Annotated in this window: 14 protein-coding genes; 9 read left to right on the top strand and 5 right to left on the bottom strand. The window is 60.7% G+C overall.

All coding sequences use genetic code 11. The features are described from left to right. Positions 1-9: 9 nt before the first annotated feature. From AC1DIH_RS01380 to AC1DIH_RS01340, 9 genes are all read left to right on the top strand, one after another. A complete protein-coding gene (locus AC1DIH_RS01380; RefSeq protein WP_477770519.1) occupies positions 10-924 on the top strand; it encodes an ABC transporter permease subunit in 915 nt (304 codons plus the stop codon). Positions 925-926: 2 nt separating this feature from the next. Further along, a complete protein-coding gene (gene livM, locus AC1DIH_RS01375) occupies positions 927-2,225 on the top strand; it encodes a high-affinity branched-chain amino acid ABC transporter permease LivM (protein WP_054595385.1) in 1,299 nt (432 codons plus the stop codon). Continuing rightward, positions 2,222-3,097: an ABC transporter ATP-binding protein gene (locus tag AC1DIH_RS01370; protein ID WP_019691548.1), complete on the top strand. Its 876-nt coding sequence runs from the start codon at positions 2,222-2,224 to the stop codon at positions 3,095-3,097. The genes livM and AC1DIH_RS01370 overlap by 4 nt, the downstream gene beginning before the upstream one ends. Next, a complete protein-coding gene (locus AC1DIH_RS01365; protein ID WP_145016421.1) occupies positions 3,094-3,810 on the top strand; it encodes an ABC transporter ATP-binding protein in 717 nt (238 codons plus the stop codon). The genes AC1DIH_RS01370 and AC1DIH_RS01365 overlap by 4 nt, the downstream gene beginning before the upstream one ends. Before the next feature lie 847 nt (positions 3,811-4,657). Continuing rightward, positions 4,658-5,692, top strand: coding sequence for an FtsH protease activity modulator HflK (gene hflK, locus AC1DIH_RS01360; RefSeq protein WP_477770311.1), 1,035 nt, complete (start codon positions 4,658-4,660; stop codon positions 5,690-5,692). After that, entirely contained in the window at positions 5,689-6,570 is an 882-nt protein-coding gene (gene hflC, locus AC1DIH_RS01355; protein ID WP_477770310.1) for a protease modulator HflC, read from the top strand. Before hflK ends, hflC begins: the two co-directional genes overlap by 4 nt. A gap of 94 nt (positions 6,571-6,664) precedes the next feature. Next, a complete protein-coding gene (locus AC1DIH_RS01350) occupies positions 6,665-7,888 on the top strand; it encodes a YjbE family putative metal transport protein (protein ID WP_477770309.1) in 1,224 nt (407 codons plus the stop codon). Positions 7,889-7,992: 104 nt separating this feature from the next. Next, positions 7,993-8,760, top strand: coding sequence for an SDR family oxidoreductase (locus tag AC1DIH_RS01345; protein WP_103316355.1), 768 nt, complete (start codon positions 7,993-7,995; stop codon positions 8,758-8,760). 173 nt (positions 8,761-8,933) lie between these two features. Beyond that, a complete protein-coding gene (locus AC1DIH_RS01340; RefSeq protein WP_477770308.1) occupies positions 8,934-9,842 on the top strand; it encodes a cation diffusion facilitator family transporter in 909 nt (302 codons plus the stop codon). 107 nt (positions 9,843-9,949) lie between these two features. Here the strand turns inward: AC1DIH_RS01340 and AC1DIH_RS01335 are convergent, their stop codons facing one another. The 5 genes from AC1DIH_RS01335 to ureE all read right to left on the bottom strand — a co-directional run bounded on the left by AC1DIH_RS01335 (position 9,950) and on the right by ureE (position 13,677). Next, positions 9,950-11,083 carry an AGE family epimerase/isomerase gene (locus tag AC1DIH_RS01335; RefSeq protein WP_477770307.1) on the bottom strand — a complete coding sequence of 378 codons (1,134 nt, stop codon included), beginning with the start codon at positions 11,081-11,083 and terminating at the stop codon, positions 9,950-9,952. A 173-nt stretch (positions 11,084-11,256) separates the two neighbouring features. Next, positions 11,257-11,829 carry a HupE/UreJ family protein gene (locus AC1DIH_RS01330; RefSeq protein ID WP_477770306.1) on the bottom strand — a complete coding sequence of 191 codons (573 nt, stop codon included), beginning with the start codon at positions 11,827-11,829 and terminating at the stop codon, positions 11,257-11,259. A gap of 38 nt (positions 11,830-11,867) precedes the next feature. Beyond that, positions 11,868-12,482 (bottom strand): urease accessory protein UreG, encoded by a 615-nt coding sequence (gene ureG, locus AC1DIH_RS01325; RefSeq protein ID WP_054595395.1) that lies wholly within the window; start codon positions 12,480-12,482, stop codon positions 11,868-11,870. Between the two features lie 23 nt (positions 12,483-12,505). After that, entirely contained in the window at positions 12,506-13,180 is a 675-nt protein-coding gene (locus AC1DIH_RS01320) for an urease accessory protein UreF (RefSeq protein WP_477770305.1), read from the bottom strand. Beyond that, a complete protein-coding gene (gene ureE / locus AC1DIH_RS01315) occupies positions 13,177-13,677 on the bottom strand; it encodes an urease accessory protein UreE (protein WP_427529554.1) in 501 nt (166 codons plus the stop codon). Before ureE ends, AC1DIH_RS01320 begins: the two co-directional genes overlap by 4 nt. Positions 13,678-13,713 lie beyond the last annotated feature (36 nt).

The raw sequence follows: 13,713 nt of genomic DNA, 5'->3' as shown, positions 1-13,713 counted from the left end.
GAGTGCATGATGGACGGTATTTTCCTGCAACAAGTTATCAACGGTTTGACCCTCGGATCGGTCTACGGCCTGATCGCCATCGGCTACACAATGGTCTACGGCATCATCGGCATGATCAACTTCGCCCACGGCGAGGTGTACATGATTTCCGCGTACCTGGCGGCAATCAGCCTGGCTCTGCTGTCCTACTTCGGTGTCGAATCCTTTCCGCTGTTGATCCTCGGTACCCTGCTGTTCACGGTCTTCGTGACCGGTGTGTATGGCTGGGTCATCGAACGCATCGCCTACAAACCGCTACGCAACTCCACCCGGCTGGCACCGCTGATCAGTGCTATCGGCGTTTCCCTGATCCTGCAGAACTACGCACAGATCGCTCAGGGCTCGCGGCAACAGGGTATTCCTACGCTGCTGAGCGGTGGGCTGAGATTCGATATCGGTACTGGTTTCGTGCAGATCACCTACACCAAGATCTTCATTCTGGTCGCCGCGTTTATCGGGATGGCCCTGCTGACTTACATCATCAAGTACACCAAGTTGGGGCGCATGTGCCGTGCCACCCAACAAGACCGCAAGATGGCCTCGATCCTGGGGATAAACACCGACCGGGTGATCTCCTACGTGTTCATTATCGGTGCGGCCATGGCTGCGCTGGCGGGTGTCTTGATCACGRTGAACTACGGCACCTTCGATTTCTACGCAGGCTTCGTGATCGGCATCAAGGCGTTCACCGCTGCGGTACTCGGCGGGATCGGCTCGCTGCCTGGCGCCATGCTCGGCGGGATCATCCTCGGCGTTTCCGAGTCGCTGTTTTCCGGCGTGATCAACTCTGACTACAAGGACGTCTTCAGCTTCTCGCTGCTGGTACTGATCCTGATTTTCCGTCCTCAAGGCCTGTTGGGTCGCCCACTTGTGGCGAAGGTGTAAGCATGTCCGACACTAATAACAAACCTATCGATGTGAAAAAAAGCCTGATCGACACGGTTCTGGCCGGGTTGATTGCCCTGATTGTCTTCGGCCCGATCGTGGGCGTAGTGCTTGAAGGCTATAGCTACAACCTGCAGCCGACGCGTGTGGCCTGGATGGTCGGGGCGGTGATGATCGGGCGTCTTGCCTTGAGCCTGTTCATGCAGACGGCCAAGGGTGAGAAGGTTCAGCAACGCTTCGAAATCGTCGGCTCCGGCGTGCATGTGCTGGCCCCTGATTTCAAGTCGCGGCTGCGCTTCATCATCCCGGCGTTGATCGTGATCGCTATCGTGTTCCCGGTCTTCGCCGACAAGTACCTGCTGACGGTGGTGATCCTGGGCTTGATCTACGTGTTGCTGGGCCTTGGCCTGAATATCGTGGTCGGCCTGGCAGGTCTGCTCGACCTGGGTTACGTGGCGTTCTACGCCATCGGCGCTTATGGCCTGGCACTGGGTTATCACTACCTTGGCCTGGGCTTCTGGACCGTGTTGCCGCTGTCGGCACTCATGGCGGCGCTGGCCGGATGCATCCTCGGCTTTCCGGTGTTGCGCATGCACGGTGACTATCTGGCCATCGTGACCCTGGGCTTCGGTGAAATCATTCGCCTGATACTGACCAACTGGCTGTCCTTCACGGGCGGGCCTAACGGCATGCCGGTGCCATCACCGTCGTTTTTCGGTATCGAGTTCACGCGTGTGGCGAAGGATGGCGGGATTCCCTTTCATGAGTTCTTCGGGACCGAATACAACCCGAACATCAAGTTCATGTTCATCTATGCCGTGTTGTTCCTGGTCGTGATGCTGGTGCTGTACATCAAGCATCGCCTGACCCGAATGCCGGTCGGGCGTGCCTGGGAGGCGTTGCGCGAAGATGAGATCGCCTGCCGCGCCATGGGCCTCAACCACGTACTGGTCAAGCTGTCGGCCTTTACCCTGGGGGCTTCCACCGCCGGTCTGGCGGGTGTGTTTTTTGCCAGCTACCAAGGCTTCGTCAACCCGACCTCGTTCACCTTCTTCGAGTCGGCGTTGATCCTCGCCATCGTCGTTCTCGGCGGCATGGGCTCGACTGTCGGCGTGGTGATCGCCGCGTTCGTGCTGACCGTCGCCCCGGAATTGCTGCGCGGCTTCGCCGAATACCGCGTGTTGCTGTTCGGCATTCTCATGGTGTTGATGATGATCTGGAAACCGCGCGGCCTGATTCGTATCAGCCGTACCGGCGTGACCCCGCGTAAGGGTGCCTTGACTGAGAGGAGCGCGTCATGAGCGATGAAGTCATTCTCTCGGTAGAGAACCTGATGATGCACTTCGGCGGCATCAAGGCCCTGAGCGACGTCAGCCTGAAGGTCAAGCGTAACTCGATCTTCGCGTTGATCGGCCCCAACGGTGCGGGCAAGACCACGGTGTTCAACTGCCTGACCGGTTTCTACAAGGCCTCTGGCGGGCATATCGAACTGAACACCCGTGGTGTGAAAACCAACGTCATCAAGATGCTCGGGGAACCGTTCAAGGCAACCGATTTCGTGTCGCCCAAACGCTTCGTCAACCGGCTGCATTACAAGATGTTCGGCGGCACGCACCTGATCAACCGCGCCGGCCTGGCGCGGACTTTCCAGAACATTCGCCTGTTCAGGGAAATGTCGGTGATCGAGAACCTGCTGGTGGCTCAGCACATGTGGGTCAACCGTAATCTGGTGTCCGGCATTCTCAACACCAAAGGCTACCGCAAGGCCGAAAGCGATGCCCTGGACCATGCCTTCTACTGGCTGGAGGTGGTCGATCTGGTGGACTGCGCCAACCGCCTGGCCGGTGAGCTTTCCTACGGCCAGCAACGGCGTCTGGAAATAGCCCGGGCCATGTGCACCCGGCCCAAGATCATTTGCCTGGACGAACCGGCGGCGGGCCTCAACCCGCAGGAAACCGAAGCGCTCAGCGCAATGATCCGGCATCTGCGCGACGACCACGACATTACCGTGGTGCTGATTGAACACGACATGGGCATGGTAATGAGCATTTCCGACCACATCGTGGTGCTGGACCACGGCAACGTGATCGCCGAGGGTAACCCGCAAGCGATCCGCAACGATCCGAAAGTGATTGCCGCCTACCTGGGTGCTGATGAAGAGGAGCTGGTATGACTCAACCGATCCTCGAACTGAAAGCGATCGACGTGTTCTACGGGCCGATCCAGGCCCTGAAAAAGGTCTCGCTGCACATCAACGAAGGCGAGACTGTCAGCCTGATCGGCTCCAACGGTGCCGGTAAATCGACGTTGCTGATGTCGATCTTCGGCCAGCCACGGGCGGCCGGCGGGCAGATCGTCTATCGCGGCGTGGACATCACCCACAAGTCGTCCCACTACATCGCCTCCAACGGCATTGCGCAGTCGCCGGAAGGGCGGCGGGTATTCCCTGACATGACCGTCGAGGAAAACCTGCTGATGGGCACGATCCCGATTGGCGACCAGTACGCTGCCGAGGACATGCAGCGCATGTTCGAGCTGTTTCCACGGCTCAAGGAACGGCGCAATCAGCGGGCGATGACCATGTCCGGTGGCGAGCAGCAAATGCTCGCCATTGCCCGGGCCTTGATGAGCCGACCCAAATTGCTGTTGCTCGATGAGCCGAGCCTGGGGTTGGCGCCGATTGTGGTGAAACAGATCTTCGCTACCCTGCGCGAACTGGCGGGCACCGGCATGACCATCTTCCTGGTCGAGCAGAACGCCAACCACGCGCTCAAGCTGTCCGACCGGGCCTACGTGATGGTCAACGGTGAAATCCGCCTGAGCGGCACTGGCAAGGAGCTGCTGGTGAACGAAGAGGTGCGTAACGCCTACCTCGGCGGTCACTGAGTTTTCGCTGTTAAACACAAACCCCGGCGCGCAATCGCCGGGGTTTTTTATATCCCCTAAACACCACTTATCCCCTGTGGGAGCGAGCCTGCTCGCGATAGCGGTGGCACAGCCGGCATCAAGGTGACTGACCTACCGCTATCGCGAGCAGGCTCGCTCCCACAAGTGTCGGTGGTGTTCTATCGGGAATTGTGGAAAACAATATTCGCAACCTGTTAAAGCGCGACATAAAGCCGCTGCAAATAGCTGTTTTTCCACAGTTTTGACTTGTCCCCGTTTGCTGTGGAGCTGGCTGTGGGTAACATGGGAGCAACTGCCTGAAGGCCTTTAACGGCGTGGCTTGCAGGGTTGTGGTTGTTTTTTGATCAGGCGTTTTTCAGCGGCCTTGAGTACGCCTTGTCAACCTTTTTGTTGCCTGTGCCCGGCGCCTGAACAGTCGTTGCACAGCCTGTGGATAAGTCTGTGGTTAAACTCTGGAAAGACTCGGCAAAGGGCCGTAATGACTGGCGTGTAGCCATCGTCTCGGTGACTGCTCGGTCGCACTGACCGATGCTGGCTACACTTGTCAGTGCCCAGGTCAAGCAAAAAACTTTCAAATCTGCCCGCAAAGCCTTGTAGATAGCGCGTCTCAAGGTTTGCACTTGCCCCCAAAGACTGTGGACGGGGCTGTGGATAAGGTGCGTGCAGTTGGCTGCGAGCCAGAGCGGCCAAGGCTTGGAAGCAGTTGAGCGTTTTTTGTACAGCGAACATGACAGAATTTTCATTTTCGCGGTTTTGGGTTCAGGTACTCTGCGCGCCTTGGCGCCCCCGTATGGGCGCTCGTCATTTGACGACATGGAGCCATTGCATGACCGATAGTCCCGCCTCTGCTCCTGTCGAGCCCGTCAGCCCGATGCGTCGGCTGCTCAAGCGAATGGGCTACGACCTGGCCGTGATGGATCTCGGCGGACGGGGACTGGCACTGATCGGTGGGCTGCTTTTGCTGGCCTGGATCAGCTCCGGCATCTACAAGGTCCAGCCGGATGAACAGGGCATTGTGCTGCGCTTCGGGCGCTGGCAGCAGACCGCCGAATCCGGGCTGCACTATCACTTGCCCTATCCTGTCGAAACCGTCCTGCTACCCAAGATCACTCAGGTCAATCAGTTGCAACTGGGCACCAGTACCAGTGTGCAAAGCGCTGCGACCAATGGCGCACGCGACAAGCAGATGCTCACCGGTGACGAAAACATCGTCGAAGCCGATTGCACGGTGTTCTGGCGGATCAAGGACGCGCGACTCTACCTGTTCAAAATCAGCGACCCGGAGCGCTCGGTGAAACTCGCCGCCGAAAGCGCGCTGCGCGAGGTGATTGGGCGTACGCCGATTCAGTCGGTGATGTCCGACAAGCGTGCGCAGATCGCCGATGAAACCCGGGACTTGCTGCAGCAGTTGCTGGACCGCGAACAGGCCGGGATTCTCGTCACTCAGGTGCAATTGCAACGGGTCGACCCGCCGCCACAAGTGATCGATGCGTTCAACGATGTGCAGCGGGCCCGCGCCGACCAGGAGCGCGCCCGCAACGAAGCCGAAGCCTATGCCAATGACGTGATTCCCCGCGCCCGTGGCGACGCGGCGCGTATCACCCAGGAAGCCGAGGCTTACCAGGCGCAAGTCGGCAACCTGGCCGAGGGCGAGGCCAAGCGCTTTCTCTCGGTTTACAACAGCTACGTGCAATCCAAAGACGTCACCGCCTGGCGCCTGTACATGGAGAGCATGGATGAGGTCCTGAAAAAGGCTTCCAAAGTCATCATCGACTCTTCCGGCAAGGGCATGTCCGGGGTGGTGCCGTACATGCCGCTGAGCGAGCCTGGCAAACCGCAGCAAAAGGACGCCCGACCATGAACCGCACCGTCAAAGGGTTGGCCGCAGCCAGCATCGCGATAGCGCTTTGGGCATTGGCGGCGTCGGCCTATGTCGTCGATGAATCACAGCAGGCACTGATCATCCGCTTTGGTGCGCCGATGGGCGTTGCCGGGGAGCCGGGGCTCAAGTTCAAGGTGCCGTTCAGCGACTCCATCGTGTTTTACGACAGCCGTCTGCAAACCCTGGCATCGCCGGCCGAGCAAGTGATTCTCGGCGATCAGAAGCGTATCGAGGTCGAGACCTATACGCGTTTTCGCATTAGTGATCCGCTGCGGTTTTATCAGGCTGTCGGGACCCTGGACCAAGCCAATGCCCAGCTGACGCAGATGGTCAGTTCCTCGCTGCGCCGTGAGTTGGGCGAGGTATCGCTGCGCTCGCTGTTGTCGCCGGCCCGTCAGCAGGAGGTCGCGATCATCGAGAAAGACGTCGCCGACAAGGCCCGCGCACTCGGCATCGAGGTGACGGAGGTGCGTCTGCACCGCGCCGATCTGCCGCTGGAGGCCAGTCAGGCGATTTACGACCGGATGAAATCCGAGCGCCAGCGCGAAGCCAAGGAGCTGCGCGCGCAGGGCTTTGAATGGGCCCAGCAAATCCAGGCCAAGGCCGACCGTGATCGCACGGTGTTGCTCTCGGAAGTCCAGCGCCAGTCGGCAATCACCCATGGCGAGGCCGATGCAGCGGCCAACCAGATCCTTTCGGCGGCGTTCAGCAAAGACCCGGAATTCTACAAGTTGTACCGCTCGTTACAGACCTACCGTCAGGCGCTGTCTGACAGTCAGCCGATGTTGGTACTGACGCCCGACGCGGAATTTCTCAAGCAGTTCCGGAACGGGCCGGCAACGACCAACGGCAAGTAGCGACGGCCATGAGTGACCTGCGTGCAGACCACCGGCCTGAGCGTTCGCCGGGATGATGTTCCGATGACACCGTTTTTTGCCAGGAAACCGCTCGATGTTATTTGATGGTGTACTGCACGCGCTGAGCATGGTCTTTGAAGTGTTCCTGCTGGACTTGATCCTGTCGGGCGACAACGCGTTGGTGATTGCCCTGGCCTGTCGCGGGCTGCCGCCGGATCAACTCAAGCGGGCCGTATTGATCGGCACCAGCGGCGCCATCGTCCTGCGGACGTTATTGACCACACTGGCCGGTTGGTTGCTGCTGGTGCCGTGGCTCAAATTGATCGGCGCGCTGCTGTTGCTGGTGATCGCCATACGGTTGCTGACCGAGGAAGAGGCGGGCGAAGAGGGCGATTCGTCAGGCGGTTCGCCGCAGACGCTGGGCGGCGCAGTGGTCACGGTGCTGACTGCCGACCTGATCATGAGCATGGACAACGTGGTCGGTCTGGCGGCGGTGGCCCAGGGCAGTGTCTTTTATCTGGTGCTGGGCTTGCTGTTGAGCGTGCCGCTGCTGATGTTCGGCAGCCTGCAAATCACTCGGTTGCTACAGCGTCAGCCGGTGCTGGTGTCGATTGGTGCGGCACTGCTGGGCTATGTCGCGGGGGATATTGCGGTCTCTGATCCAGTGGTCGTGGGCTGGGTCAACAGCCAGTCGCCTGCACTCAATCAAGTGGTGCCCTTGTTGTGTGCGGTGTATGTGGTTCTTCAGGCCCGGATCATTCTTCGGCAACGTGCGCGATTGCCCAGACCTGCGGTCATGCAGCCGGTTGCGCGGGCGGTCAGGTTTCAGGAACTGGTCAGCGAAACGGTTACGTTGCCTGTGGTGAAACCCGAGGTGGTCCTGACTGCATCGCCAGTACCTGCGATCGAAGCGTCCAGTGAGCAGCCGCCGCGTCGCCTGTTTGGCAATTACAACGGGCTGGCGACAGTGTTGGCGGGGCTTGCCGGTATTTTCGTGATCAGCGCTGCGTTGTATAGCCTGGTGGGCGGATTGTCCGGTGGCCTGCTGCCCACACCGCAAAAGGATTATGCGTATGTCTGCACCGGGGCGAGCACCACCCTTTACTATCGGCCCGGCGGCAGCACGATCCGGCTGGTCACGGGCGGCGGTGAAGCCAGCGGTTACGTGAGGTACAAGACCATTCTCTGGCAGACCCCGCAGAGCGCCCTCAAGGACTTGCACCTGACGCTCCCCAACGAGATCGAGAAAACCAGCGCCACGGTGGTCACCCTCAATGGCGGCAGCTTCTCGCAGATCCAGTGCGCACGCAGCCTGTGACGTGACCACCAATGACCCGGTTGCCGCTGCGCTCCGGGCCGGGCATGCTGCTGGTTGGTTTTCTATCCCAACGGCTGCGTATCAGCCCCAACCAGGAGAACACGATGTCCAACACCCTGTTTATTACCGGCGCGACGTCCGGTTTTGGTGAAGCCTGTGCCCGTCGTTTTGCCGAGGCCGGCTGGAAACTGGTACTGACTGGCCGTCGTGAAGAGCGTCTGAATGCCCTGTGCGCCGAATTGTCGAAGCAGACCGAAGTCCATGGCCTGGTGCTCGACGTGCGTGACCGCAAGGCCATGGAGGAGGCGATCGCCAACCTGCCGCCGTCGTTTGCCAAGCTGCGCGGGCTGATCAACAACGCGGGCCTGGCCCTGGGTGTAGACCCGGCGCCCAAGTGCGACCTGGACGACTGGGACACCATGGTCGACACCAACATCAAAGGCCTGATGTACAGCACTCGCCTGCTGCTGCCGCGCTTGATCGCCCACGGCCGCGGTGCCGGGATCATCAACCTGGGTTCCATCGCCGGCAACTACCCGTACCCGGGCAGCCACGTGTATGGCGCGACCAAAGCGTTCGTTAAACAGTTCTCGCTGAACCTGCGTTGCGATCTGCAAGGCACCGGTGTGCGGGTGAGCAACATCGAGCCCGGCCTGTGTGAAAGCGAGTTCTCGCTGGTGCGTTTTGGCGGTGACCAGGCGCGCTACGACGCTACCTACGCGGGCGCCGAGCCGATCCAGCCGCAGGACATCGCCGAGACGATTTTCTGGGTCCTCAATGCCCCGGCGCACATCAACATCAACCGTCTGGAATTGATGCCGGTGAGCCAGACCTGGGGCGGGTTTGCGATTGATCGCAGTAGCAAGGCGTAAGACCGGGTAACGGCCAATCGCGAGCGGGCTCGCTCCCACAAGGACACCGTTGAACCTGTGGGAGCGAGCCTGCTCGCGATGGCGGCAAATCGGCCAAAACATGGCATAAGGTACACTCCCTCTCGAAACCCCCACCGCAAACCGCGGTTTTCAGGGTTTCAGAAGGAGGAAATGTGAGTAACCGAGGTGAGCAGGTACTGCTCAAACAATCGACCATCCTGATGTTCGCCGTGGCGGTCGCCGCGATCGTCACGGGTTTTTTTTCTGGCTCCCAATCGATCTTGTTTGATGGGTTTTTTTCGCTGATCGCGACCTTCATCAAGGTCCTGATGCTGATCACCGCCAAGCTGATCGCCAAGGAAAGTAACCAGCGCTTTCAGTTCGGCTTCTGGCACCTCGAACCGATGGTGCTGCTGATCGAAGGCAGCTTCCTGCTGCTGATTGCGATCTACGCCTTTCTCAGCGGTATGTTCGGCATCATCCAAGGTGGCCGCGAGATCGAACTGGGCCTGGTGATCCCTTTTGCGGCGGTGCTTAGCGTCGTCTGTTTCAGCTATTTCTTCTACGTCCGTTATCGCAATCGCACGTTGAAATCCTCGCTGATCCAGTTCGACAACATCAGTTGGCTGGTGGACGCGATGCTCTCGGTCGGCTTGTTGGTGAGCTTCCTCACCGCGCTGCTGCTCAAGTCGCAGGGCTATGGCCAGTGGGCCGCTTACGTCGACCCGGCGATCCTGATCCTGCTGGCCCTGAGCATGCTCGCGCCGGCCTTCAATATCCTCAAGCCGGCGTTACGCGATGTGCTGGGGATTGTCCCGGACCAGTTGGATGACAAGGTTCGCCAGGTGATGGATGAGGCCAAGGCCGAGCATGGTTTTGCCGAGTACATCTCGTATGTGCAAAAGCACGGGCGGGCGCGGTTTATCGAGATTCACGTGGTATTGCCGGCGGATTACCGACTTGATGGCGTGGCTACGCTGGATGAGCTGCGTGAGCGGATTTCGGCGAAGCTCGGCAAGCCTGACGCGGCGCGTTGGCTGACCATCAGCTTTACCGGTGATCGCAAGTGGATTGCTGGCTGAAGACCGCGTCGCTGCCATCGTCGGATCGCCGCCCGGAGCAAGCTCGCTCCCACAGGTTCAACGGTGTCCTTGTGGGAGCGAGCCTGCTCGCGATAGCGGTCTTTCTGTCAGCCGAAATATTCGCTGAGGCCACGATAACAGGTCGCCAAATGGTAAGGCGTGGTCGACGGCATGTCCCGGCGGCTGACCGCGCCATCCCTGTCCAGGCACTCGTACCAGCCACCGGCATGCAGGAAACGCTGTTGCAAGGCGTTCAATTGACGTTCAAGCAGCGCCTCGCTGTCCGGGCGCAAAGTCAGGGCGCGCAGGTATTCTGCCTGGGCCCAGATGCGCTGGGTTTCATCGCGAGGTCGGCCGTCCAGTACAAGATCGAGCATCGCTCGCACTGCGCCTGTTTGCTGATTAACCCCCAGTTGCTCGGTGAACGGGAATGCGCGGGTCAGCGACGCGTGCAGTTTTGATCCGCGCAGCAACGCCGATGACTCCAGCAGGAAAAACCATTCGAACTGATGTCCCGGCTCAAACCAGTTATCCACAGCTCCCAGCGGCTTCTCCATCATCACCCCGTGCTGCGGGTCGATGAAGTGCTTTTGCATCGCCCCGCACAGTGCATTGAGCGCGGCCTCGACCGGGGCATCGTCGCGTACTGACAGCGTGGCGAGGAACGCTTCGGCCAGATGCATCAGCGGGTTCTGCAACGGCCCGGACTTGAGCGATGACCAGTCGCGGTCGAGGCTGGCTTCGTACAGACCGTCGTCTGTGGCGAAACGCTGAGCGACCACTTCCAGCGCGGCATTGAGCACCGACTCCACCAGCGGCTCGCGAACCTTGGCCCAGTAATGGGCGCAGGCAAACAGAATGAAGGCGTGGGTGTAGAGGTCTTTACGCTGATCCAGCGGCGCGCCATGGGCGTCGATGCTGTAGAACCAGCCGCCGTGCTCGGCATCGTGGAAATGCCGTTGCAGGGAGCGAAACAGTGCAGCGGCGCGCTCTTCGGCGGCCGGCACGTCACCGATCAGGCTGGCGAACAGATACAGCTGCCGCGCGCAGGCCATGGCCCGGTAGCGTTGTGGCGGCAATGGCCGGTGTTCGGCGTCCAGCGCTTCATACGGCAGCGCCATGTCTGCGTTCCAGCCGGGCCCTTGCCAGAGCGGCACGATCACGTCCTGGAAGTGCTGCTGCACAGTGGCGAACAGGGCGGTCAATTCAGGCTGGGAGGCGGAGCGGGGAGCATCGGGCATTGGCTGGCGTCGTCACGGCAGGAGTGTTTGCGCGACATGGTAGCAGGCCTGAGAGACGCAGTGTCTGTCCGTCCCCATCGCGAGCAGGCTCGCTCCCACAGTGGAACTGCGCACACAGTCCCATTGTGGGAGCGAGCCTGCTCGCGATGGGGACGGTACTGACAATAGAAAACTCAGCCGGCGAGCAGCCAGACTCCAGTCGCCGCCGAAGCTGCACCCGCCACCCGAACCAACGGCGCAGCGGCCTGAGGCAATACGCGCACCAGTGCGTAACCGGCAGCATGCAGGGCTGCGGTCGCGGCGACGAAGCCAGCGGCATACGCCCAAGGGCTGGACATCTCCGGCAACTCCAAACCATGCGCCACACCGTGGAACAAGGCGAACAGCGCTGTCGCGCCAATCGCCAGGCTCAACGGCGGACGCACCGCCAATGCCACCGCCAGGCCCAGCGCCAGCACCGAAGCGGCAATCCCGCTTTCCAGCGCCGGCAGGTTCAAGCCTTCAAACCCGAGCAGGCCGCCGATCAGCATGACGCCGATAAAGGTACACGGCAGTGCCCAGCGCGCTGCGCCCTTTTGTTGCGCGGCCCATAACCCCACGGCCAGCATCGCCAGCAAATGGTCGAGACCGCCAATCGGGTGGCTGATCCCGGCCAGCAAACCGTTGTCGCCATGGCCAGGGTGGGCAAAGGCCAGTGCGGGTGTGAGCAGCAGGGCTGCGGCGGCAAAAATGCGCTTGAGTGTCATGAATAAGCTTCCTTGTTGATAACGCCTGTGGATAAGTTTCAGGCAGCGGTCAGCAGCCCCTGGCGCTCGATGAAGGCGATGATTTCTTCAAGGCCCTGGCCGGTTTTCTGATTGCTGAAGACGAACGGCTTGCCGCCGCGCATGCGTTGGGTGTCGCTGTCCATCATCGACAGCGATGCGCCCACCAGCGGCGCCAGGTCGATCTTGTTGATCACCAGCAGGTCGGATTTACAGATCCCCGGTCCGCCCTTGCGCGGCAGTTTGTCGCCGGCCGAGACATCGATCACGTAGATCGTCAGGTCCGAGAGTTCCGGGCTGAAGGTCGCCGACAGGTTGTCGCCACCGGACTCCACCAGAATCAGATCCAGGCCGGGAAAGCGCCGGTTCAGTTGATCCACCGCTTCGAGGTTGATCGATGCATCTTCGCGGATCGCCGTGTGCGGGCAACCGCCGGTTTCCACGCCAATGATCCGCTCGGGGGCCAGCGCTTCGTTGCGCACCAGAAAGTCGGCGTCTTCGCGGGTGTAGATGTCGTTGGTGACCACAGCCAGGTTGTAGCGATCACGCAACGCCAGGCACAGGGCCAAAGTCAGCGCGGTTTTGCCGGAACCGACCGGGCCGCCGATGCCGACGCGCAGAGGTTGTGTGTTCATGTGATTCTCCAAAATAACAGGCCCTAGGAACGGAACAGACGACTGTACTGGCGCTCATGGGCCATGCACGCCAGGGACAGGCCGAAAGCGGCGCTGCCGTAATGTTGAGGGTCAAGGCTTGAGGCGTTCTGCTGAGCCTGTTGCAGCAGCGGCAGCAGTTCGCTGGTGAGGCGTTGTGCGGCTTGCTGGCCCAGCGGCAGGGTTTTCATCAACACCGCCAATTGATTCTCCAGCCAGCTCCAGAGCCAGGCGGCGAGTGCGTCTTGCGGGCTGATCTGCCAGGCGCGTGCGGCCAGCGCCCAGCCGAGGGCCAGATGCGGTTCACTACGTTGTGCGAGAAAGCTGCGGGCGGCGTCATCCAGTTCCGGCAAACCGTTGAGCAGTTGCTGCAGGGAATAGCCCATTTGCCGGCTTTCCTGATGCAACTCGCGGGTTTCCCGGCTGGCGCGGTGTTCTTCACAGCGTTGCAGCAGCTGTGGCCAGTCGTCATTGGCCGCGGCGGTGCAATGGGCAAGCAACAACGGGGCTTCGAAGCGCGCCAGGTTCAGCAGCAACTGATCGCTGATCCAGCGTTTGGCTGATTCCGGGTCGCTTACGCGGCCGTTATCCACAGCCATTTCCAGGCCTTGGGAATAGCTGTAGCCGCCAATCGGCAATTGCGGGCTGGCCAGACGCAGCAGCGCCCAGGCCGGGTTCACGTGCGTACGCCGAACTGATGCAGTTTCGGCGGATAGTTGAAGTCCTCGTCGCCGTGCCGCGAATGATGATGGCCACCGCCATAGGCACCGTGCTCCGGCTGGAACGCGGCTTCGATGTTTTCGGTCTGTGCGCCCAGCTGTTCGAGCATGGCTTTGAGCACGTAATCGTCGAGCAGGCGCAGCCAGCCATCACCGACTTGCAGGGCCACGTGGCGGTTGCCCAGGTGATAGGCGGCGCGGGTCAGTTCGAACGTATTGGCGCAGGTGACGTGCAGCAGTTGTTCGGGGCGGGCACAGACGCGGACGATGCGGCCGTCTTCGGCCTCCAGGCATTCGCCGTCGTACAGCGGCGGTTGCCCGCGCTCCAAAAACAACCCGACGTCTTCACCTTCGGCACTGAAACAGCGCAGGCGACTTTTACTACGCGCCTCGAAGTTCAGGTGCAACTCGGCGGCCCAGACGGGTTGAGGGTCGATTCTGCGATGAATCACCAGCATTGGAAGGCTTCCAGCAAAGGACAATGCTCAGGCTAG

The sequence above is a fragment of the Pseudomonas sp. 05N36 genome, from assembly GCF_056397385.1.
Note: the sequence above shows the minus strand (reverse complement) of the source record. Positions and strands in the feature narration are given on the sequence as shown.

What these genes read in the sequence shown, in the direction of transcription:
- livM (WP_054595385.1), top strand. Translation starts at nt 927, where the DNA reads ATGTCCGACACTAATAACAAACCTATCGATGTGAAAAAAAGCCTGATC.
- AC1DIH_RS01370 (WP_019691548.1), top strand. Translation starts at nt 2,222, where the DNA reads ATGAGCGATGAAGTCATTCTCTCGGTAGAGAACCTGATGATGCACTTC.
- AC1DIH_RS01365 (WP_145016421.1), top strand. Translation starts at nt 3,094, where the DNA reads ATGACTCAACCGATCCTCGAACTGAAAGCGATCGACGTGTTCTACGGG.
- hflK (WP_477770311.1), top strand. Translation starts at nt 4,658, where the DNA reads ATGACCGATAGTCCCGCCTCTGCTCCTGTCGAGCCCGTCAGCCCGATG.
- hflC (WP_477770310.1), top strand. Translation starts at nt 5,689, where the DNA reads ATGAACCGCACCGTCAAAGGGTTGGCCGCAGCCAGCATCGCGATAGCG.
- AC1DIH_RS01350 (WP_477770309.1), top strand. Translation starts at nt 6,665, where the DNA reads ATGTTATTTGATGGTGTACTGCACGCGCTGAGCATGGTCTTTGAAGTG.
- AC1DIH_RS01345 (WP_103316355.1), top strand. Translation starts at nt 7,993, where the DNA reads ATGTCCAACACCCTGTTTATTACCGGCGCGACGTCCGGTTTTGGTGAA.
- AC1DIH_RS01335 (WP_477770307.1), bottom strand. Translation starts at nt 11,083, where the DNA reads ATGCCCGATGCTCCCCGCTCCGCCTCCCAGCCTGAATTGACCGCCCTG.
- AC1DIH_RS01330 (WP_477770306.1), bottom strand. Translation starts at nt 11,829, where the DNA reads ATGACACTCAAGCGCATTTTTGCCGCCGCAGCCCTGCTGCTCACACCC.
- ureG (WP_054595395.1), bottom strand. Translation starts at nt 12,482, where the DNA reads ATGAACACACAACCTCTGCGCGTCGGCATCGGCGGCCCGGTCGGTTCC.
- ureE (WP_427529554.1), bottom strand. Translation starts at nt 13,677, where the DNA reads ATGCTGGTGATTCATCGCAGAATCGACCCTCAACCCGTCTGGGCCGCC.